Annotated in this window: 17 protein-coding genes and 2 pseudogenes; 3 read left to right on the top strand and 16 right to left on the bottom strand. The window is 70.3% G+C overall.

All coding sequences use genetic code 11. The features are described from left to right. From MVF96_RS08345 to guaB, 4 genes and pseudogenes are all read right to left on the bottom strand, one after another. Complete coding sequence (locus MVF96_RS08345; protein WP_058250691.1) at positions 1 to 936, bottom strand: epimerase; 936 nt, start codon at positions 934 to 936, stop codon at positions 1 to 3. A gap of 94 nt (positions 937 to 1,030) precedes the next feature. After that, positions 1,031 to 2,818 carry an FAD-dependent oxidoreductase gene (locus tag MVF96_RS08340; protein ID WP_078112082.1) on the bottom strand — a complete coding sequence of 596 codons (1,788 nt, stop codon included), beginning with the start codon at positions 2,816 to 2,818 and terminating at the stop codon, positions 1,031 to 1,033. 273 nt (positions 2,819 to 3,091) lie between these two features. Continuing rightward, on the bottom strand, positions 3,092 to 4,249 hold the full coding sequence (locus tag MVF96_RS08335) for a GuaB3 family IMP dehydrogenase-related protein (RefSeq protein ID WP_058250882.1): 1,158 nt from the start codon (positions 4,247 to 4,249) through the stop codon (positions 3,092 to 3,094). Between the two features lie 86 nt (positions 4,250 to 4,335). Next, positions 4,336 to 5,845, bottom strand: a pseudogene (gene guaB / locus MVF96_RS08330) (IMP dehydrogenase). A gap of 146 nt (positions 5,846 to 5,991) precedes the next feature. Between guaB and MVF96_RS08325 the strand changes: the two are divergent. Then, complete coding sequence (locus MVF96_RS08325) at positions 5,992 to 6,381, top strand: DUF5319 domain-containing protein (RefSeq protein WP_058250883.1); 390 nt, start codon at positions 5,992 to 5,994, stop codon at positions 6,379 to 6,381. Between the two features lie 136 nt (positions 6,382 to 6,517). On the opposite strand, the gene MVF96_RS08320 is transcribed toward MVF96_RS08325, so the two are convergent. The 3 genes from MVF96_RS08320 to MVF96_RS08310 all read right to left on the bottom strand — a co-directional run bounded on the left by MVF96_RS08320 (position 6,518) and on the right by MVF96_RS08310 (position 9,297). Next, positions 6,518 to 7,591, bottom strand: coding sequence for an anti-sigma-D factor RsdA (locus MVF96_RS08320; protein WP_068971738.1), 1,074 nt, complete (start codon positions 7,589 to 7,591; stop codon positions 6,518 to 6,520). Then, entirely contained in the window at positions 7,575 to 8,162 is a 588-nt protein-coding gene (locus MVF96_RS08315; RefSeq protein ID WP_010841867.1) for a sigma-70 family RNA polymerase sigma factor, read from the bottom strand. Before MVF96_RS08315 ends, MVF96_RS08320 begins: the two co-directional genes overlap by 17 nt. Positions 8,163 to 8,337: 175 nt before the next feature. Continuing rightward, positions 8,338 to 9,297, bottom strand: coding sequence for a hypothetical protein (locus tag MVF96_RS08310; protein ID WP_247451836.1), 960 nt, complete (start codon positions 9,295 to 9,297; stop codon positions 8,338 to 8,340). A gap of 416 nt (positions 9,298 to 9,713) precedes the next feature. Here MVF96_RS08310 and MVF96_RS08305 point away from each other — a divergent pair, with 416 nt between their 5' ends. Next, a complete protein-coding gene (locus tag MVF96_RS08305) occupies positions 9,714 to 10,010 on the top strand; it encodes a WhiB family transcriptional regulator (RefSeq protein WP_010841865.1) in 297 nt (98 codons plus the stop codon). 99 nt (positions 10,011 to 10,109) lie between these two features. Here the strand turns inward: MVF96_RS08305 and groL are convergent, their stop codons facing one another. The 8 genes and pseudogenes from groL to alr all read right to left on the bottom strand — a co-directional run bounded on the left by groL (position 10,110) and on the right by alr (position 17,375). Continuing rightward, positions 10,110 to 11,726 carry a chaperonin GroEL gene (gene groL / locus MVF96_RS08300; RefSeq protein WP_247451835.1) on the bottom strand — a complete coding sequence of 539 codons (1,617 nt, stop codon included), beginning with the start codon at positions 11,724 to 11,726 and terminating at the stop codon, positions 10,110 to 10,112. Positions 11,727 to 11,858: 132 nt separating this feature from the next. Further along, on the bottom strand, positions 11,859 to 12,158 hold the full coding sequence (gene groES, locus MVF96_RS08295) for a co-chaperone GroES (protein WP_004019185.1): 300 nt from the start codon (positions 12,156 to 12,158) through the stop codon (positions 11,859 to 11,861). Positions 12,159 to 12,353: 195 nt separating this feature from the next. Beyond that, positions 12,354 to 13,400, bottom strand: a complete 1,047-nt coding sequence (tsaD, locus tag MVF96_RS08290; RefSeq protein WP_068970174.1) for a tRNA (adenosine(37)-N6)-threonylcarbamoyltransferase complex transferase subunit TsaD — start codon at positions 13,398 to 13,400, stop codon at positions 12,354 to 12,356. Next, positions 13,397 to 13,906, bottom strand: coding sequence for a ribosomal protein S18-alanine N-acetyltransferase (rimI, locus tag MVF96_RS08285; protein WP_065629901.1), 510 nt, complete (start codon positions 13,904 to 13,906; stop codon positions 13,397 to 13,399). The genes tsaD and rimI overlap by 4 nt, the downstream gene beginning before the upstream one ends. Continuing rightward, entirely contained in the window at positions 13,903 to 14,607 is a 705-nt protein-coding gene (gene tsaB / locus MVF96_RS08280; RefSeq protein WP_137809234.1) for a tRNA (adenosine(37)-N6)-threonylcarbamoyltransferase complex dimerization subunit type 1 TsaB, read from the bottom strand. Before tsaB ends, rimI begins: the two co-directional genes overlap by 4 nt. Then, positions 14,604 to 15,080 carry a tRNA (adenosine(37)-N6)-threonylcarbamoyltransferase complex ATPase subunit type 1 TsaE gene (tsaE, locus tag MVF96_RS08275; RefSeq protein ID WP_068970173.1) on the bottom strand — a complete coding sequence of 159 codons (477 nt, stop codon included), beginning with the start codon at positions 15,078 to 15,080 and terminating at the stop codon, positions 14,604 to 14,606. The genes tsaB and tsaE overlap by 4 nt, the downstream gene beginning before the upstream one ends. Further along, positions 15,077 to 16,197: pseudogene (locus MVF96_RS08270) on the bottom strand (alpha/beta fold hydrolase). Before MVF96_RS08270 ends, tsaE begins: the two are co-directional and overlap by 4 nt. 11 nt (positions 16,198 to 16,208) lie before the next feature. Continuing rightward, on the bottom strand, positions 16,209 to 17,375 hold the full coding sequence (gene alr, locus MVF96_RS08265) for an alanine racemase (protein WP_068970171.1): 1,167 nt from the start codon (positions 17,373 to 17,375) through the stop codon (positions 16,209 to 16,211). A gap of 126 nt (positions 17,376 to 17,501) precedes the next feature. Between alr and MVF96_RS08260 the strand changes: the two genes are divergently transcribed. Continuing rightward, positions 17,502 to 18,029 carry a hypothetical protein gene (locus MVF96_RS08260; RefSeq protein ID WP_242696987.1) on the top strand — a complete coding sequence of 176 codons (528 nt, stop codon included), beginning with the start codon at positions 17,502 to 17,504 and terminating at the stop codon, positions 18,027 to 18,029. Here MVF96_RS08260 and MVF96_RS08255 read toward each other — a convergent pair. Continuing rightward, complete coding sequence (locus MVF96_RS08255) at positions 17,977 to 19,446, bottom strand: NAD(P)H-hydrate dehydratase (protein WP_068970169.1); 1,470 nt, start codon at positions 19,444 to 19,446, stop codon at positions 17,977 to 17,979. The genes MVF96_RS08260 and MVF96_RS08255 overlap by 53 nt on opposite strands. Positions 19,447 to 19,454 lie beyond the last annotated feature (8 nt).

Genomic DNA, 19,454 nt, shown 5'->3' with positions numbered 1-19,454 from the left:
TCAGAGCAGATCGGAGAGTGCGTCCTCGAGCCGTGGGAAGCGGAATTCGAAACCGGCGTCGGCCAGTACATCAGACCGCGCGCGGCGCCCCGTGAGTCCGAGGGCCGGGTCCGTGCGCAGCACCACCGCACCGAGCTTCAGCAACCACGCGGGCGTCGGCGGCGCGGGCGGCCGTCCGATCTCCGCGCGCAGCATCGCCATAAGTTCGGAGTTGCGCACCGGATTCGGACTGGCCGCCACGACGACACCGTCGGGCAGCGACACCGCGCCGTCGACCCGCAGCGCCGCGCGGGCGATCGCGAGCCAGTCGTCGATGTGAATCCAGCTGAACCATTGCCGGCCGTCGCCGACCCGCCCGCCGAGTCCGAACCTGGTCAGGCCCACGAGGCGTCGGATGGCCGGCGAATCCGCATCGAGCACGATCGAGGTGCGCAGCACGGTCAGATGGTCGGTGTTCGCGCCGTCCACCGCCTCCTCCCAGGGCTGCGCCACACCGGTCATCTGCGGGAGGCCCACCGGGATCGGCGTCGATTCGGTGCACCACAGTTCACCCGCGTCGCTCCAGATCGCGGTCGTGCTGGACTGCAGCCAGTACGAGATCGGCGTCGTGCGTTCGCGCGATGCGGTGACGAGTGCTCGCGTCGCGTCGACCCGACTGTTCCGCAGTGCGGCGATGTTGGCGTCCGTGGGGCGGCAATCCACGAGTTTGCCCGCGAGGTTGACCACCGCCGTCGGACGATCTGCGGCCAGCGTCTCGACCCAGTCGCCCTGGGTCCTGCCGTCCCAGACCACCTGCTCGAACGGCGACGACGGATCGACCCGCCGCGTCAGGATGACCGGATGGTATCCACGCTCGGCGAGATCGGTCGCCAGATGCGTTCCCAGCGAGCCACTTCCGCCCGCCAACACCACGGTCAGCGGCTCTGTACCCGACATGCGTCTCCCCCGTTCGGCACTGGACGACGACACTACCCGCCGACGCCTCCGACCGGGATTTCGTGGTCACAGTGCGCGTGACGGCGCACCGGCGCTACGAGATGCGTTGTGCCGTGAGTGGAGTGGCGGGGACGACCGGGGTGATCGGCAGCCGCAGGGCGCCGGGTGCGTCGGCCGGCACCACCGGGGACGCCGGCGTCGTCGGCTCGATGCGGCGGTACGGGTCGCCCTGCGCAGGACGCCGGTCCTGTTCGCCCTTGTTCGGCCACAGTGCCGCCGCGCGTTCCGCCTGCGCGCAGATCGTCAGCGACGGATTGACGCCGAGGTTCGCCGACACCGACGCGCCGTCGGCGATGTGCAACGTCGGGTAGTTCCACACGCGCTGGTAGGGATCGATGACGCCGTTGTCCGGGTCGTCGGAGATCGCGCAGCCGCCGAGATAGTGCGCGGTCAGCGGCATGTTGACGATGTCGCCCCAGGTCCCGCCGGCGACGCCGCCGTCGAGTTTCGCCGCGATCCGGCGAGTTGCCTCGTTGCCCTTCGGAATCCACGTCGGGTTCGGCTCGCCGTGGCCCTGCTTGCTGGTGACGTACCGCACCGGTCCGCGCTTGCGGACGAAGGTGGTCAGCGAGTTGTTGTTGTTCTGCATGACCAGGGCGATCACGGTCCGCTCGCTCCACTGTCGCACCACGAGCAACCGCACCAGCAGGAACGGGTTGCGGGCGACCTGACGCAGGAACTGCCCGAACCGATTGCGCCGGGACCCGCCGTCGGTGAGCAGGGTCTGCAGGTACGCGATCGCGTTGGAGCCCTTGCCGTATCGCACCGGTTCGATGTGCGTGTTCGGCTCGGGATAGAACGACGAAGTGATCGCGACGCCGCGCGAGTAGTCGTTCTCCGGATCGATCCGCGACCCCATCGCACCCAGTATCGACTCCGAGTTGGTGCGCGTGAGCCGACCCATCGCGTCCGAGATCTGCGGCAGCGTACCGAGTTTCGCGTGGTGCAGCAGTCGTTGGGTGTTGAACGTGCCGGCCGCCAGGATGACCTGACCCGCCGTGATCGTGCGTCGACGGCGTCCGAGCGGACCCCACGACGACGAGTGATGCGTGCCCACCTCCCAGACACCGTCGGCGCGCTGCCGGAGCGAGTCCACCGTGGTCCGGTCGATGATGGTGGCGCCGTGGCGTTCCGCGAGGCCGAGATAGTTCTTCAGCAGGGTGTTCTTGGCACCCACCCGGCACCCGGTCATGCACGCGCCGCACTCGGTGCAGGCGGTCCGGTCCGGACCCGCACCGCCGAAGTACGGGTCGGCGACGGTCTCGCCGGGCGCCCCGGACAGACCCGTCTTCGCACCGAAGAACACACCGACCGGCGTCGGGGTCACCGTGTCCCCGACACCCATCTCGGCGGCGACTTCGGCGACCACGCGGTCGGACGCGGTGACCGTCGGGTTGGTGACCACGCCGAGCATCCGCCGGGCCTGGTCGTAGTACGGGCTGAGCTCGTCCTCCCAGTCGGTGATGTGATTCCACTGGGGATCGGTGAAGAACGGCGTCGGGGGCTTGTAGAGCGTGTTGGCGTAGTTGAGCGAGCCGCCGCCGACGCCCGCCCCGGCGAGGATCATCACGTCTTTCAGGGCGTGGATCCGCTGGATGCCGTACAGGCCCAGCTTCGGTGCCCACAACCACCGGTTGAGGCGCCAGCTGGTCTTGGCGAAGTCCTCGTCCTCGAACCGACGACCGGCCTCGACCACGCCGACGCGGTACCCCTTCTCCACGAGCCGCAGCGCACTCACGCTGCCGCCGAACCCGGAGCCGACGATCAGAACGTCGAAGTCGGTGGCGCGTTCGGTCGACTTGTCGAATCCCATGCCGAACATACTAACGCGCCTTGTCACATAAAGAGACCCAGGTCACCCTAACCCTTCGTGACGCACCCTCCGCAAGCTCCGGGCGCTCCTCAGGGAGCGGAGGGGCCGCTGCCGTCCCGCAAGCTCCGGGCGCTCCTCAGGGAGCGGAGGGGCCGCTGCCGTCCCGCAAGCTCCGAGCGCTCCCCAGGGAGCGGAGGGGCCGCTGCCGTCCCGCAAGCTCCGAGCGCTCCCCAGGGAGCGGAGGGGCCGCTGCCGTTCCGCAAGCTCCGGGCGCTCCTCAGCTCAGCCGCGGACGGACAACCCCACGCGCTGGAATTCCTTGAGGTCGCAGTAACCGGCCTTCGCCATGGCCCGACGCAGTGCGCCGACGACGTTCAGCTCGCCGTACGGGTCGTCGGAGGGGCCGTAGAGGACCCGCTCGAGACTCGGTCGGTCCTCGCCCGCGGCGACCTGCAGGAGGGCGCCGCGCGGGGTGTCGGGGTGAGCAGCGGCCGACGGCCAGTACCACCCGTTGCCGGGCGCGGAACTCGTTGCGGCGAGCGAGGTCCCGAGGACCGCGGCGTCGGCTCCACAGGCGATCGCCTTGACGATGTCGCCCGAGCTGTGGATGTCGCCGTCGGCGATGACGTGGACATAGCGGCCGCCGGTCTCGTCCAGGTAGTCGCGACGCGCGGCGGCGGCGTCGGCGATGGCGGTGGCCATCGGCACACCGATGCCGAGCACCTCGCCCGTCGTGGTGGCTCCCGCGGCGGAACCGTAGCCGACGATCACGCCCGCGGCACCCGTCCGCATCAGGTGCAGCGCGGTGCGGTGGTCGTGCACGCCGCCCGCGATGACCGGTACGTCGAGATCGGCGATGAAGGTCTTCAGGTTCAGCGGTTCCCGCTGCGTGCCGTCGGCATCGACCTGCGCCACGTGCTCCGCCGAGATGATCGTGCCGTGCACCACCAGGATCTCCACCCCGGCGGCCAGCAGCGCCGGGGTCAGCTCGGGTGCGTGCTGCGGGCTGACGCGGACGGCCGTGGTGACCCCCGCGTCGCGGACCTGGGCCACGGCCTCGCCGAGCAACCCGCTGTCGAGCGGGGCCGAGTGGAGTTGCTGCAGGTGTCGAACCGCCGCATAGGGATCCGGGTCCTCCGCCGCGATGGCGACGAGTTCGGCGATCTTCGCCTCGACGTCGCGGTGACGGGCCCACAGCCCCTCACCGTTCAGGACGCCGAGCGCGCCGAGCTTGCCCAGTTCGATCGCGACCGACGGCGACACCAGGGCATCCGTCGGGTGGCTCAGGATCGGCGAGGAGAACCGGTAGGCATCGATCTGCCATGCGGTGGAGACGTCCTTGGACGAACGGGTCCGACGGGACGGGACGATGCTGATGTCCCCCAGCTCGTAGGTCCGTCGGGCTGTCCGGCCCATGCCGATTTCGACGAGGTCACGCACCACTGCGCCTTTCTGCGGAGTTCAGCTGCACAACGACCCTACGGCCTGGCCCCCGGACGAGTCCGGCGGGAACGACCTCGGGGAGTTCAGCGGGAATAGTAGTTGGGTGCCTCTGCGGTCAGCGTGATGTCGTGCGGGTGGGATTCCTTCAGGCCGGCCGCGGTGATCTGGACGAACCGCGCGGTCTGCAGATCCGGGATCGTCGACGCGCCGGTGTAGCCCATCGCGGCACGAAGGCCGCCGACGAGCTGATGTATCACCTGCGACAGCGGACCGCGGAACGGCACCCGTCCCTCGATGCCCTCGGGAACCAGCTTCTCCTTTGAGGACGTCGTCCTGGAAGTAGCGGTCCTTGGAGTACGACTTCGCCTGTCCGCGACCCTGCATCGCACCCAGCGAACCCATGCCGCGGTAGCTCTTGAACTGCTTGCCGTTGACCAGGACCAGCTCGCCGGGGGCCTCGGCGGTGCCGGCGAGGAGCGAACCGAGCATCGCGGTCGACGCCCCCGCCGCGAGGGCCTTGGCGATGTCGCCGGAGTACTGCAGACCACCGTCGGCGATCACGGGCACTCCCGCCTTCTGACAGACCGCCACGGCTTCGAGGATGGCGGTGATCTGCGGGGCACCGACACCCGCCACGACGCGGGTGGTGCAGATCGAGCCCGGTCCGACGCCGACCTTCACCGCATCGGCGCCGGCGTCGACGAGGGCCTGCGCGGCCTCGCGGGTCGCGACGTTGCCGCCGACCACGTCCACCCGATCGCCGACCTCGGCCTTCAACTTGGCCACCATGTCGAGCACGAGCCGGTTGTGCGCGTGGGCGGTGTCGACGATGATCACGTCGGCCCCGGCGTCGGCCAACGCCATCGCCCGGTCCCACTGCGGGTCACCGGTGCCGACGGCCGCCCCGACGAGCAACCGTCCGTCGGAGTCCTTGGTCGCCAGCGGATGCTGTTCGGTCTTGACGAAGTCCTTGACGGTGATGAGTCCGGTCAGGCGACCGTTGCCGTCGACGATCGGCAGCTTCTCGATCTTGTGCCGGCGGAGCAGTCCCAGTGCGGCCTCTGCGGAGACGCCCTCCTGGGCGGTGATGAGCGGGGCCTTGGTCATCACCTCGGCGACCGGACGGCTCTGGTCGACCTCGAACCGCATGTCGCGGTTGGTGATGATGCCGACGAGCTCACCCTTGTCGTCGACAACGGGCAGACCGGAGATGCGGTAGCGCGCGCACATGGCGTCCACCTCGGCGAGCGTGTGCGTGGGGGTGCACGTCACCGGATCGGTGACCATGCCCGCCTCGGACCGCTTGACGGTCTCGACCTGGCCGGCCTGCTCCTCGATCGACAGATTGCGGTGGAGGACACCCATACCCCCGGCGCGCGCCATCGCGATCGCCATCCGGGACTCGGTCACGGTGTCCATCGCCGAACTCACCAGCGGGACACGCAGCGTCACGTTCTTGGTCACCCGCGACGAGGTGTCGACCTCGCTGGGTATCACGTCCGACGCCGAGGGCAGCAACAGGACGTCGTCGAAGGTCAGGCCGAGCATCGCGACCTTGCCGGGATCGTCTCCACCGGTACGAACAGCAGTCATCGGACCATGGTATCGAGTCCCTTGTTGCGGCGATCGTCACACAGGAGTCTTCGCGCCGATGAGGTCGCCCGACCCACTCTCAACAGGTGCGCTCGACCGGTGAACGCCTGCGGCGCGCGCACCCGCGGATCGGCTACGGTGGTGTGGTGCGTGACCACCTGCCACCCGGCCTCCCGCCGGATCCGTTCGCCGACGATCCCAGCGATCCCGCATCCGCATTGGACAGCGTGGAGCCGGGTATCCCGTTGGACGAGAACGAGCGGCTCGCGGTCGAAGAAGACCTCGCCGATCTCGCACTCTACGAGGCCCTACTGGCCAATCGCGGTGTACGCGGCCTGGTCGTCGTGTGTGAGGACTGCCGCGAGGACCACTACCACGACTGGGACATGTTGCGCGCCAACCTGATCCAGCTTCTCATCGACGGCACCGTCCGGCCGCACGAGCCCGCGGTGGATCCCCGTCCGGACGCCTACGTCACGTGGGATTACTGCCGCGGTTACGCCGACGCCCGTAGTCATCTCGACGACGAGCGCTGATCCTCCACGGACGCGGCGGTAACTGTCGCCGACTCTCCGGCACCACCAATGAGCGAGGCCCCGCACCGATCGATCCGGTGCGGGGCCTCGCTCATGATCTCCAACGACCGTTGGGGCCGGCGATGGTGCGGTCGCGTCAGCCGATCGGCCGACCGGCGTCCACGCCGGGCGGCGGCGTCCACGGGATCTCGGGGAACTCGGCCGGGAAACGGGTGACCTTCGTGCTCGACGACGGCGTCGACGGTTCTGCCGGCTCGCTCGAGGGCGGGACCGACGACGGCTCCTGCGGGTCGCTCGTCTGCTCGGACGGCGTGGTCGGTTCATCCGTCCCGCCGCCCGGAGGCGTCGACGCGTCGGGTGAGGGCTGGTCCTCGGAGTTCCGGAGATCGGGCCGGGTCGGGTCGATCGTCCCGGGCTGTTCCGCACCGGTCGACGGTGCGGGATCGGTGGTCTCGGTCGGCAGACCCGCACCCGCGCGGATGCGGTTCATCCAGTCCGTCATCTCGTCACGCATCTCGTTGTCCATCGGACCCATGCGCTCCTGCGCCTCGGCCAGCAGGCTGGCCGCCGCACCCGGATCACCGGCGGCGATCGCGGCCTCGGCACGCTCGAGGTTGTTCCGGACGTCGTGGGCCGCCTGCGTCTGCGACGCGGCCTCGGCGAACACGACCTGTTTGATGCCCCACAGCGGGTCGCCGGGTTGCGAGCCCTCGGAGAGCACGGTCAGGCCGGCAGCCGCAACGATGACGATCGCGGCGGCACCCGACACGACGCGCAGGTGACGGACCATGCGGCGGCCGCGACTCGCGCGCTCGCTGGTCCCGATTGCCCGCTCGACGTCGTCGACGGACAGCAGCTCGGGCTCGGGGGTGGACACGATCTCCGACCGCCAGCCCGACAGCATCTCGGCCAGCTGATACTCGGCCGCGTCGCGGGTCGGCACCGGCACATCGCGGGTCAGCGCGTCGAGGAAGTTCTCGTCGAAGTTCAGTTCGGAGAGATCGAGCGCGTCATCGGAAGCGGAGAGATCGAACGCGTCGAGTCCGGACTCCGCGTCCGAGGAGAACGGGTCAACCGGGCGGGGTCCGGGCCCGGCGGGCGCCGGGCCGCTCGAACCGGGCGCGCGACGGTGCGCCGGCGGCTGACCGGGTCGATTCGGCTGGTCACCACCGGCGACACGGCGTCTACGCCAATCAGACTGTCCGCTCATCGTGACCTCCTGTCCGTCTCAACTCGTCTTTCAATTTCGCCAGCGCTCGATGCTGGGCGACTCGTACTGCTCCCGCGGTGCTGCCGATCGCCTGCGCGGTCTCCTCCGCCGACATCCCGACGATCAACCGCAGGACCAGTACCTCGCGTTGTTTCTCGGGGAGGATGCCCAGCAGGGCTCTCATCCGCCTGCTGCCGTCGGCATCGATCGCGAACTGCTCGGGGCCACCGGTGACGTGTGAGACCTCGGGGATCTCCTCGACCGGGTCCGACTTCACCCGTGCCGCCACCCGCATGGCGTCGGCGACCTTGTGCGAGGCGATGCCGTAGACGAAGGCCATGAACGGTTTGCCCTGGTCACGGTACCGTGGTAACGCGGTCATCACCGCCATCAATGCCTCCTGCGCGATGTCGTCGGCGGAGAACAGATGCCGTTCCCCTACCCCGATGCGTCCTCGGCAGTAGCGCAGGATCGGTTCCTGCACGCTTTCGAGAACTGACGTGAGAGCTGCCCGATCGCCTTGGCCCGCGGCCCGAACGGCGTCGTTCAACTCACCACCTGTCAACTTCATCGCGCGTAGGAATCCCCGTGTTACAAGTCGGCCAACCGGTCTAATTGCCGGTCCTGGTCCGGGCCCCGGCACGGTGACGCCGCCGGTGGCGATCGTCGTGGCACGCGGCTGGAGAGCGCGTTCCGGCGACGTCTCCGGCGGCGACGACGTGGCAGACCCCAACACACCTTAGCGATCAACCGTCCGGCATCAGCGCCATGCCCTTGCCGATCAGCGTGGCGCGGAGCCGGCGGTGGTGAACGGCCTCGTCGCCGGACGCGGCTCCGGTGCCCAGCAGCAGGCTCATCGCCGCCCACTCCAGGGGCAGGAGGGCCTCGTCGCGAGCGTCGGCGACGACGTCCCGCGCCGCGTTCGCGGTGCCACCCCGATCCCCCGCGCCCGCGGCGGCAGCCGCGGCGATCAACGCGGTCTTCACTCGATGGCGGGCCGGGACCGGAGTCGCCGCGTCGTGCATCTCCCGCACCAGCAGTGCCCCCGCTCGGGCGTGTTCGAGCCCGGACGCCACGTCACCGCGGTACAGACCGAGTTCGGCGCTCACCCATTCCCAGCGCAGGCGGCAGCGCGTGGCCGTCATCCAGTCCGCGTCCGCCGGCCGCCAGGACCACTGTTCGGGGTTCGCCCCGACCGGCCGCTCGTCCGTGGGATCGAGGACCGTTCGCGCCCGGTCGAGCAGCCGACGGGACGCATCGAACCGCAGCAGACCCAGATTGTCGGCCGCGAGCCCGACGAGTCCGTCCGCGACCGCCGCTCGGATGAGCGAGACCTCGCGTGGCCCGGGGCCCGGTGCACCCGGCTCGGCCCGGGCGCCGGAGATGCCGACGGTGAGGAGGGCTCGACCGTCGACCCCATGCGAGATGTGGTGTCGCCCGGCCTGGCGGATCAGCGAGGCCCGCGTGCTCTGACACAGAGACAGCACGGCGAGGTGGGGGTCGGTGGGCGCGAATCCCCGCGCTCGCACACCGGCGACCCGTTCGAGGGACGCGAGCTCGGTGAGCGCGCGGGCGTAGTTCCCGTCCCCGCCGGCGGAGACCGCCGCGGCCCACGCATGCAGCAGCGGGACCACCGAAGGTCGCATCGAGGGGTGTCGACGCAGCTCAACGGCTTCGTCGAGCGTCGAGGAGGTGTTCTTGGTCACTCGATCTTTTTCGGTTTGCATGAATTTAACGAACGATTCCCAACGTTAATTCTCTGGACAGATCACGGGTGCATCATCGGAAGATTTCCGCCGTGTAAATCGGTTCGATCGACGTCACCACACCCCTACGTCCGACGCACTGGACAGACACCTGGACCCGGCAGTCATCATTGCAGGTCACACCGGGTCGGTCACCCCGGATCAGGGGGCACCGCAACGACGCATCCGCGCTGTGCTATCCAACCGCGATCACCTAACCCGCCGTTAACATTTCTGAGACTTTCGCAGCAATCCGGTCCCATTTCAGGGCTATTGACGCAATTTCTCAGGCCCGCTTAATGTGAGTTCAGCGTTGCAGGAAATCGACGTTTCCCACCGAAGCACCCCGGTGCGGCCCACGACAAGGAGTAGCTGTCATGCCTCAGCCCAATCATCTCCCCGGCCCCAACGCTGACATCTGGGACTGGCAGATGTCAGGACTCTGCCGCGGCGTCGACTCGTCGATGTTCTTCCATCCGGACGGCGAACGCGGCCGCGCCCGAGCGCAGCGTGAGCGACGCGCCAAAGAGATGTGCCACCAGTGCCCGGTCATCGCGCAATGCCGGGAGCACGCACTCGCGGTGGCGGAGCCGTACGGCATCTGGGGCGGACTGTCCGAATCCGAGCGCAGCATCTTGATGAAGCGGGGCGTCGGCCGCCGGATGGCCAGCTGAGGCCAGGGGCGTCGAACCCGACCAGACCACGACCGCGAGAGCCGGGCATCCCTGCGAGGATGCCCGGCTCTCGTGTTCGTCGAACTGCGCGGAGTTACGTCAGTGCGCGTGCCCGTGTCCCGCGTGACCGGCCGGTTCGTCGGCCGGCTGATCGGTGATCGCCGTCTCGGTCGTCAGCACCATGCGGGCCACCGACGCGGCGTTGACGACCGCCGACCGGGTGACCTTCACCGGGTCGATGATGCCTTCGGCGACCAGGTCGCCGTAGGACAGGCTCGCGGCGTTGAACCCCGAGCCCTCGGCCCCACCGGCGACCTTGTCGACCACGACCGCACCGTCGAGTCCAGCGTTCGCGGCGATCCAGTAGAGCGGCGCCCGCGCGGAGTCGCGGACGACCCGCACACCCAGGGCCTCGTCACCGGTCAGGGACTCGGCGAGGGCGTCGAGCTTCTTCGACGCCTGCACGATGGCCGAGCCACCACCGGGGATGATCCCCTCCTCGACGGCGGCCTTGGCCGCCGCGACGGCGTCCTCGACGCGGTGCTTGCGCTCCTTGAGCGCGGTCTCGGTGGCCGCACCCACGCGGATCACCGCGACACCACCGGAGAGCTTCGCCAGACGCTCGGCGAGCTTCTCCTTGTCCCAGTCGGAGTCGGACTGCTCGATCTCCCGTCGCAGCTGCGCCGAACGGTCCGCGATCGCGTCCTTGGTGCCGGCACCCTCGACGAGGGTGGTGGCGTCCTTGGTGACGACGACGCGACGGACCGAGCCGAGCACGTCGAGACCGACCGTCGGCAGGCTCAGGCCGATGTCGGAGGAGACGACGGTTCCGCCGGTGACGATCGCGAGGTCTTCGAGGAAGGCCTTGCGGCGGTCGCCGAAGAACGGCGCCTTGACGGCGACGGCGCGGATCGTCTTGCGGATCGAGTTCACGACGAGGGTCGACAGCGGCTCGCCCTCGACATCCTCGGCGATGATCAGCAGCGCCTTGCCGGCTTCGACGACCTTCTCCAGCAGCGGCAGGAAGTCCGGCAGGGAGCTGATCTTGTCGCGGTAGAGCAGGACCAGCGCGTCCTCGAGAACCGCTTCCTGGCTGTCGAGATCGGTGACGAAGTAGGGCGAGAGGAAGCCCTTGTCGAACTGGACGCCCTCGGTGATCTCGAGGTCGGTGCTCAGCCCCGAGCTCTCCTCGACGGTCACGACACCATCGGCGCCGACCGCGGTCATCGCCTTGCCGACCATCTCGCCGATCTCCTCGTCGCGGGAGGACACGGTGGCGATCTGGGCGATGGCCTGTTCACCGGCGACGGGGGTCGCAGCGGCGAGCAGGGCCTCGCTCAGCGCATCGGCAGCCTTGCTGATGCCCTGCCCGAGAGCGATCGGGTTGGACCCGGCGGCGACGTTGCGCAGGCCGGCCTTGACCATCGCCTGTGCCAGCACGGTCGCGGTGGTGGTGCCGTCGCCCGCCACGTCGTTGGTCTTGGTGGCGACGGACTTCACCAATTGCGCGCCGAGGTTCTCGAACGGATCGTCGAGCTCGATGTCGCGCGCGATGGTGACGCCGTCGTTGGTGACACTCGGTCCGCCGAACGCCTTGGCGAGGACCACGTGCCGTCCGCGCGGGCCGAGGGTGACCTTCACGGTGTCGGCGAGCTGGTCGATGCCTCGCTCGAGCGCCCGGCGCGCGGTTTCGTTGAATTCAATCTGCTTGGCCATGAATCACTTTCTGCAACGGGAGCCTGTCGGCGTAACGCACATCGCCCCGGTACCCCTGCACGGGGCGCCGGGGCGATGTGAGACGCGATGAAGGCTCGCGGGGTCTAACTCGGCCGGAGTTCGGTGCCGGTCCTACTTGCCGATGACGGCGAGGACGTCGCGCGCCGAGAGGATCAGGTACTCCTCGCCGGCGTACTTGATCTCGGTGCCGCCGTACTTGCTGTAGATGACGGTGTCACCTTCCTTGACGTCCACGGGGACGCGGTTGCCCTGCTCGGTGACCCGACCCTCGCCGACAGCGATGACGGTGCCTTCCTGCGGCTTCTCCTTGGCGGAGTCCGGGATGACCAGGCCCGACGCGGTGGTCGTCTCGGCCTCGACGGCCTGCACCAGGATCTTGTCCTCAAGCGGCTTGATGTTCACGCTCGCCACGATGTGAGTCCTCAACTTTCGTACTGAGAAAGAATCTGCACGTTCACGGCCCTGCAAAACCCCGTCGTCGCGGGTGTCCGAGGCTTCGGTCAGCGCCATCTAGCACTCTATACATGCGAGTGCCAGCACTCAAGGGTGGAGGCTGCAAAAACCCGGCCGTGTTCGCTCCCCGCGAAGACGGCCGGGCTCCGTCCGCTACAGCTGACTGACACGCACCGACATCGCCGGGTCCGACGCCACGGTCAGCGGCGAGGGCGCCGCGCCCCCGCCGATCACATGAGCGCCGAGCGTCGCGATCATGACGCCGTTGTCGGTGCACAGGCGCGGCTTCGGAACCCGCAGGTCGATCCCGGCCGCCGCGCAGCGTTCCTCCGCCAGCGATCGGATGCGCGAATTGGCGGTGGCACCGCCGCCGAGGACCAGGGTGTCCACCCCGAGGTCACCGCAGGCCCGGACTGCCTTCATCGTCAGCACGTCCGCCACCGCCTCCTGGAACGAGGCCGCGACGTCCGCCACCGGTACCTCCACACCGTCGCGCACGCATTTCTCGACATACCGTGCGACCGCGGTCTTGAGTCCGCTGAAGGAGAAGTCGTGCCGCGAGTCGCGGGGACCGGTCATACCGCGTGGGAAGGCGATCGCACCCGGGTCACCCTCACGGGCGACGCGGTCCAGCGCCGGCCCCCCGGGAAAACCGAGATCGAGCAGGCGGGCGACCTTGTCGAAGGCCTCCCCGGCCGCGTCGTCGACCGTGGTGCCCAGTTCGACGATGGGCTCGGCGAGATCGGTGACGTGCAGCAGGTGCGTATGTCCACCGGAGACCAGCAGTGCGACGCACTCCGGCATCGGTCCGTGCTCGAGGGTGTCCACCGCGACGTGCCCGCCGAGATGGTTCATCGCGTACAGCGGCACGTCCCAGGCGAGTGCGTAGGCCTTCGCCGCGGCCACCCCGACGAGCAACGCGCCGGCGAGTCCCGGCCCGATGGTGACCGCGATGGCGTCGGGGCGGTCGATCCCGGCCGCCTCCCGCGCCCGACGCATCGTGGGGACGATCGCCTCCAGGTGCGCTCGGGAGGCGATCTCGGGGACCACGCCGCCGAACCGGGCGTGTTCGTCCACGCTCGACGCGACCTCGTCGGCCAGCATCGTCGCGAATCCGGGTGTGTCGCCGTCGCCCGGCGTCCACCGGACGATGCCGACACCCGTTTCGTCGCAGGAGCTTTCGATGCCGAGAACGATCACGCCGGGCCCTCCTCCGGTTCGAGCGGCCGGCCCGACACCGGGAGCCGCAACATCGTGTAGGCATCCGCGCCGGACGGCTGATAGTAGTTGCGGCGAAGACCCGCGGTGCTGAACCCGTGATGTGAGTACAGCCCGATAGCCACCTCGTTGTCGGTGCGTACCTCCAGGAACACCGCGGCGTCGTTCTCGTCCGCGACGGCGAGCATGGCCTCGAGCAGCGCCCGGCCCACTCCCCGTCCCCGATGGTCCGGATCGACGGCGATGGTGTGGATCTCGCACTCCCAGGCGTCGGGTTGCCCGAGCGTGGAGATCCCGGCGTAACCGATGACGTCGGCGCCGAGGCGCTCCCGAGCCGCGAAATAGGTGTTGTACGGGGCGTTGAGTTCGGCGCGGAAAGCCGCGGCGGGCCAGGGTGAGTCGTCGGCGAACATCCGCCGTTCCAGCGCGGCGCAGCGCGGGATGTCACCGAAGGTGAGCGCGTCGATGACCAGCTCCGGTGTGGTCATCGCGCCGCACCCGCCCGACGGGCCTTCTGCTCGACCGCGTCGGGGCGTCGTAGATACAGCGGCACAAGGGGTTCGGGTTCGGCGCCCGCGACGATGTCGGCGGCAGCCGCCATGACCACCCCGCGTACGGTCGGCACGCCGGTCGCGGGTGGATCACCGGTCCAGCCGGCGAGTTCGAGGTGGGCCGCAGAACCCGCCACCGCACCGATCCGCCCCCCGGCGACATCGGGGGCGAGCTCCTCGGCGACCACCGCGGGCGCGGTCACCTCGGGGCCGCGCACACGGCGGCCACCCTCGTAGAGCGCCCAGTAGACCTCGCGCCGGCGCGCGTCGGTCACCACCAGAGCCCGCGATCCTGCGTCGTCCGGACCGGCGTCGACGGCAAGCGCATCGAGGGAGCACACGCCATACGCCGGTATCCCCAGCGCGTCGGCGAAGGCGGCGCCGGTCGCCATCCCCACCCGGAGTCCGGTGAACGGCCCGGGCCCGCAGCCGACGACAACCGCGGTCAGTTCGGTTCGGGCCGTGCCGGATTCGGCAAGACACTCGGCGACCAGGGTGGTGAGCAGTTCCGCGTGCCGTCGGTGGTCGGCGACCACCCGTTCGGCCAGCACGCGCACCTCACCGTCGCGCAGTTCGGCCACTCCGGCCACCACCGAATCGGTGGCGGTGTCGACCGCCAGCACCAGACCCTGACTCATTCCGCGCTCACCCACTCCCACTCGGCGTGTCGCACATCGGTTTCGGTGTCCCGTCGCAGCCGCACGACCAGATGCCGGTCGGCGAGCCGCTCGGCCACACCTTCGCCCCACTCGACGACGACGACCGCCTCGTCCAGGTCGGAGTCCAGGTCCAGGGCATCGAGTTCGTCGAGCATCCCGGACCCGCTTCCCGTACCGCCGAGCCGATAGGCGTCGACGTGGACCATCCCCGGGCGGTCGGGCCGGCCCGGCCGGTGCTCGCGGGCGATGATGAACGTCGGCGAGGTCACCCGCCCCTCGACGCCGAGACCGGCACCGATCCCGCGGGCCAGCGCCGTCTTTCCCGCGCCCAACGGACCGTCGAGGATGACCACGTCACCTGCTGCGAGGGTCGACGCCAGCTCGGCGCCGAAGGCCTCGGTGTCGTCGACCTCGGGGAGGTCGCGCGTACCGCGGGGACCCACGCCGCTCATCGGCGGCCTCGCTTCCACCAGCGCCGACGGGGGCCGGCAGAGCGATCCGCGCGCGATCCACCAGTTCGGCGATCGCGTCGCTGACGAGCCGGGGCTCCTCCATCTGGACCATGTGGCCGGCGCCCTTGGAGACGACCAGGCGGGAATCGGCGCCCAGCTGGGAGTACATCCGGACCGAGTTGCGTAATGGTGTGAGCCGGTCCCGGTCTCCGCACACGACCGTGGTCGGCACCTGGGCGACCACCGGCAGGGCGGTCGACTCGTCGTGGATCTCCAAGGCGTGCAAGAAGTTCACGATGGTCTCGATCGGCGTGCTCTGGATCATCGTGTCCACCGCGGCGCCGAGGGCCGGACTGTAGAACGTCGGCCCGAAACTCGCCGCGACCAGCACCGGTTCGAGGGCGGCGCGGGTCAGTCCGCGGCCCGCCTGGACCAGGCGCGGCGCGCGGCGCACACTCATCCGGAAGGCATCCACCACCGGATTGCGCAGTCCCTCACCGAGTCCGGCGTCGGTGACACCGCGCGACGCCGTCGCCACCAGCGCCACCCCGGCGACCGGACCGTGCGACGAGAACAATGCCGGGTGCCGGCGCGCGAGCCCCATCAGCGTCATCCCGCCCATCGAATGACCCACGAGGACAACGGGTCCCACAGGTACGGTGGCACGGATCACCGCTGCCGCGTCGTCGGCCAGCTGCGCGATCGTGCAGGTCTCGGTCGGGGCCGGGTCGCTCTCCCCGTGCCCCCGGTGATCGAAGAACACCAGCCGGTAGTTGCGATCGTGCCACTCGGCGGCGAGTTGCTCGCGCTGGAAATGCCAGCTCGACAACCGGAGGCTGAAGCCGTGCACGAACACGATCGTGAGGTCGGGCACGGAGCCTTCCGACACCGTCCCGAGGTCGACGATCCGCACCGCGAGATCCAGCCCGTCGTCGGCGGTGACCGTGGTCCCCCGCTCGCGGTAGAGCGCGGTGAGATCGACATCGGCGTGCGGATCCGGACGGCCCACCACGCTCTTGCGGGCGATGTTGCGCGCTGCCCCGACGGCTGCCATGCCGCCCAGGGCGGCGATCCCCGCCACCCCGGCCAGCAGTCCGACCCGGTCGGATTCCACCACTGCTGCCTCGCTCACTGTCCGGTCTCCGTTGTCTCGGCGGCGAGCCCGACCTGCCTCTCGCCGAGGTAACGACGGACCACGCGCGTCCCGACCTGGGAGACGATCTCGTAGTCGATGGTGCCGATCGCGTCCGCCCAGTCCTTCGCGGTGGGGCCGCCCGAGGCGCCGGTGCCGAACAGTTCGGCCTGGTCGCCCTCGCGGACACCCGCGCCGTCGGGTCCGAGGTCGACGACCAGCTGATCCATGCAGATCCGGCCCACCCCGTCGAACATCCGCTCGCCGATCCGGACCCGGATCCGGCCCGACAGCAGTCGCGGCACGCCGTCGGCGTACCCCGCGGCGACCACGGCCACCACCGTGTCGCGCGGCGCGATCCACGTCTCGCTGTAGGACACACCCTGCCCCGCGGCGACCCTCTTCACGAGCGCGATGGTCGCGGTCAGGGTCATCGCCGGGATCAGCCCGAAGTCGCCGCGTGCCGGTACCGGGGTCCGGCCGTAGACGGCGATCCCCGGCCGTACCAGGTCGCGGGCGAGATCCGGACGGGTCAGCGCGGCAGGCGAATTGGCGATGTGCACCACCTGCGGTGCAGCGCCGAGTCGGGTCAGGTCGGCGACCGCGGCGTCGAGCCGCTGCGCCTGTGCGTCGTTCAGCGGGTGATCGGGTTCGTCGCCGCGCGCGAGGTGGCACATCGCCGCACGCAGGGCCACCGAGCCATCGACGTGCGCCTTCGCCACCCGCTCGGCGAAATCCGCCCATTCGTCCACCGCGACGCCGCTCCGATTGAGGCCGGTGTCCACCTTCGCGGTGACGACCGCGGACCGGCCGGTGCGGTGTGCCGCCGCGATCACCGCGTCGAGTTGCGAGATCGACGAGAGGGCGATGTCGATGCCGTCGGCGATCGCTCCGGCGAAGTCGGCTCCCGGCGTGTGCAGCCACGCGGTGATCGGGGCGTCGATGCCGGCTGCGCGGAGCGCGGCCGCCTCGGTGAGGTGCGCGACCCCGAGTTCGGCGGCGCCGGCGGCGAGCACGGCGCGGGCCACCGGCAGGGCGCCATGGCCGTAGGCGTCGGCCTTCACGACCGCCATCACGTCAGCGCCCGAAGCGGCGCGCAGCACGCCGACGTTGTGGGCGATCGCGCCGAGATCCACGGTCGCGGTCAGAGCAGGGGAAGTCATCGTCGACCATTGTCCCAGATCGCCGGGTGCGGTTCGTCCCGGCTGCCTCCGGCGTGAGGTGCGCGTCGTTCTGCGGAGATGGTCTGAGTAGTCACACCGATGTGCGGCGTCGGGCAGGACGGTTGAGTGGACCCCGACGCTGATCCCGAACCGCCGCATCCACCGGAAGTCACCATGTACACGAACTCGAATCCGCAGGACCCCGCCGTTCTCACCCCGGTCGGCCTCGTGCGCCCAGCCCACGACCTCGCCGGCTTCACGCCCGCCGGCTTCGTGCCCGTCGACCCGGTCGTCCCGCCCGCGCCTCCCGGTCGGCCGGGCCTGCGCGCATCGCTGACGTCGTGGGCCGCCAACACCATCGGGTGGGTGGCGTTCGCCACGGCCGCGGTGCTCTTCCTTCTCGCCCTCGGGCACGCCATGGCGGGCGAACCCGCCGACGGGTACGGGGTCGCGGCTCTCGTCGCCTTCGGCGTGGGAGTACTCGCGACGATCGTCGCCTGCGCGGGTCTCGTCGTGTCGTTCGTCCAGCGGGTCTGGCACGGCGCCTTTCGGCGCCCGGGCGTCATCGCCGACGCGATCGTGCTGTCGTCGGTCACCGCGTTCAGCGTGCTGACGGCGCTGTACCCGCTCGCGTTCGCGCTGGCGGCGTGGTGAACTCACGGATCGCCGGCCGCAGCGCCGCCAGCAGCGTCGACGCCCCGATCGGCGCGCCGCCACTCGCGAGCTGCGCCGCCCGGGCGTGGACGCGCGCCGCGGACGCACCGGCGACCAGCGGCGACCTCCCGGCGGCGAGCAGGGCCCCGGCGATCCCCGACAGGACGTCGCCGGCCCCGGCGGTCGCCGCCCACGACGACACCGCGTCGTTGCCCAGGACGTGACCCGTCGGGTCGGCGACCAGCGTGATACGTCCCTTGAGCAGCACCGTGACGCCCCACCGCGCGGCGAGACCGGAGACGGCGGTCAGACGGTCGGCGCCCAGTTCGGTACCGGTCAAGCGGGCGAATTCGCCGGCGTGCGGGGTCAGCAGCGTCGGTGCCGTCCGTCCGTCGACAAGGCCCGGGTCGCGGGCTATCAGGGTGAGCGCGTCGGCGTCGGCCAGGACCGGCAGATCCGTGTCCAGGACGGTGCGCAGGCTCGTCGCCGCCGCATCGTCGGTACCCATGCCGGGGCCGAGGACCCACGCCTGCACGCGTCCGGCACCGGCGAGGTCGGGCGTGGCGACGACCTCCGGCCACTGCGCCACCACCTCGGCGTGGGCGGAGCCGACGAACCGGGTCATTCCGGAGGTCGCGGTCACCGCCGCGCCGGTGGCGAGGACGGCCGCACCGGGGTACCGATGCGACCCGGCGATCACCCCGACCACCCCCTGCGTGTACTTGTCGTCCCCGGGACCCGGTGTCGGCCAATCGATCTCGTCGTCGGTCAAGGTGGCGAGCGCCGAATCGGCGGGGTCACCGAGGCCGGCGTCATCGAGGCCGATGTCGACGAGGACGACCCGCCCGCACTGTGGGGCGGCGAGCAGGTGGGCGCGGCGTAGGACCCCGAAGGTGACGGTGATGTCGGCACGGACCGCCGGGTCGTGGACCTCACCGGTGTCGGCGTCGACGCCCGACGGCAGGTCGACCGCGATGACGGTGGTTTCCGGACCGACCGCCGCGAAGACCTCGGCGGCGTTCGCCCGCAGCGGCCCCTGGCCACCGAGTCCGACCACGCCGTCGACGATCACCTCGAGGCCGTCGGGTAGCCGCTCGCCGATCCGTCCGCCGGCGGCGCGGAATGCCCGCAGCCCGGCGGCGTGGGCGCGGTCCGGGGCGAGCAGGACCGCGTCGACCCGCACGCCGCGGCGGCACAGCTCGGCACCGGCGAACAGCGCGTCGCCGCCGTTGTCCCCCGCACCGACGACCAGCCCGACCGGCCGTCCATAACATCCGCCGGTCCGGCTCAGCTCTGCCGCGATCACCCGGGCGACGCCGTGCGACGCCCGGCGCATCAGGACGCCGTCGGTGAGCAGGTTCCCCGTCGCCCGCTCGGCGGCGCGGACCTCATCGGCCGTCAGGTACCGGATCGGCATGCGGAACC

Origin of the sequence: Gordonia hongkongensis, assembly GCF_023078355.1 — a bacterium.
Classification (GTDB): Bacteria; Actinomycetota; Actinomycetes; order Mycobacteriales; family Mycobacteriaceae; genus Gordonia; species Gordonia hongkongensis.
Note: the sequence above shows the minus strand (reverse complement) of the source record. Positions and strands in the feature narration are given on the sequence as shown.